The sequence below is a fragment of the Amycolatopsis sp. NPDC058278 genome (genome assembly GCF_042881395.1).
In the GTDB taxonomy this organism is placed as follows: domain Bacteria; phylum Actinomycetota; class Actinomycetes; order Mycobacteriales; family Pseudonocardiaceae; genus Amycolatopsis.
Window position 1 is genome coordinate 1 of record NZ_JBHVXZ010000277.1, and the last position, 1,403, is coordinate 1,403.

The 1,403-nt window shown below is 66.1% G+C and carries 1 protein-coding gene; it reads right to left on the reverse strand.

What is annotated here, in order from left to right:
* Positions 1–17: 17 nt before the first annotated feature.
* Entirely contained in the window at positions 18–1,178 is a 1,161-nt protein-coding gene (locus tag ACFVYA_RS49950; RefSeq protein ID WP_387055709.1) for an IS110 family transposase, read from the reverse strand.
* Positions 1,179–1,403: the final 225 nt, after the last annotated feature.

Here is a 1,403-nt window from a genome sequence, read left to right on the forward strand (position 1 = left end):
CATGGCTCCCCTTTATGTCAAGGGGCGATCCTGGCGGGGGTAGGCTGGGCGGCGGCAGGTTCGGGTTGTGGCTTGTCCGAAGGGCCGGTGTCCGGGGTCAGGCCGGTCACGCTGGATTGCAGAGTCGTCCCCGAGTGCCCTCCCGGACCTGCCGCCTCACGTCTTTTCTGATCGGCGAGCATGCGAGCGTAGACAACGTTCGAAAGCCGTCGTTTAAGGGCGCGCATCGCTTCCATCGACGTCTTGCCCGCCGCCTTCTTCGCGTCGAAATAGACGCGGCCGGCGGTGGGATTGCGGAGCTGGACGACGCTCATGATGTGCAGTGTCCGGTTGATTCTGCGGTTGCCGGCGCGGGACAGGCGGTGTCGTTGTTGTTCGCCGGAGGATGCGTCCAGCGGGGCGGTGCCGTTCCAGGACGCGAACCGGTCCCGGTTGCCGAACCGGTGGATGTCGCCGACGTCGGCCAGCAGCCGAGCGGCGCCGGACGGCCCGATACCGTGCAGGTCGAGCAGAGTGGAGCCACGGGCGACGACCAGCTCGCGGAGATCCTGGTCGGCGGCCTTGATCTTCTTGTCGATGGTCTCCAGTTCGGTGATCAGCTCGACCGCCAGCCGGCGCCGGGTCTTGCCCACCACGTCGCGTGGCTTGATCGTCGCGATGAGCGCGCGTGCTTGCGTCGCGGACAAGAACTTCTTCGCTCCGCCGGGAAACAGCTCCGTGAGCAGCCGGTGGAGGCGGTTGACCGTCTGCGTTCGTGCACGACCGAGTTCGTCACGACGGTCGACGAGCATGGTCAGCACGACCAGCTCGGGGTCGACCTGGACTCGGACCAGGTTCGGGGCACGCAACGCGGCCAGGGCGACGGAGTGCGCGTCGACCGGGTCGGTCTTGCGGCCGTTGCCGGTGGCGAACACCCGCACCTGCGCGGACAACTTCGCCGGCACATCCAGGACCGTCTCGCCGTCATGGACCAGCCGGTGGGCGATATGCCGGCCGACGCCGTTGCAGCCTTCCACCGCCCAGGTCCGCTCGGGGAACCGACGTCCGAACGACAGCATTTCCGCATAACCGGACTGATCAGTACCGAATTTCCCGACCGTGACCACGTCACCGAGTTCGTTGATCACCTCGATCGTAGCCGAGCGTTTATGCGGGTCCATCCCGATAATCACGGGCATACAGTTCTCCTTGCCTCAACGCGTCGATGTCAGCAAGGAGGGCACCGCTACTTCGAGCCGGGCAGACCCCTTTCCAGCCACTCCCCGCACGGTGCTCGGCGAGACGCATGCCATGAGAGAGCCACGCCAATGACACCGGCGGGCAGCCGATTGTGGGAGCGACTCACCGAGCACCTGGACCAGAGTCTGGCCGGACCCGGTCCTGCTGCCCAGTATCAAGTAGCC

What these genes read in the sequence shown, in the direction of transcription:
- ACFVYA_RS49950 (WP_387055709.1), bottom strand. Translation starts at nt 1,178, where the DNA reads ATGCCCGTGATTATCGGGATGGACCCGCATAAACGCTCGGCTACGATC.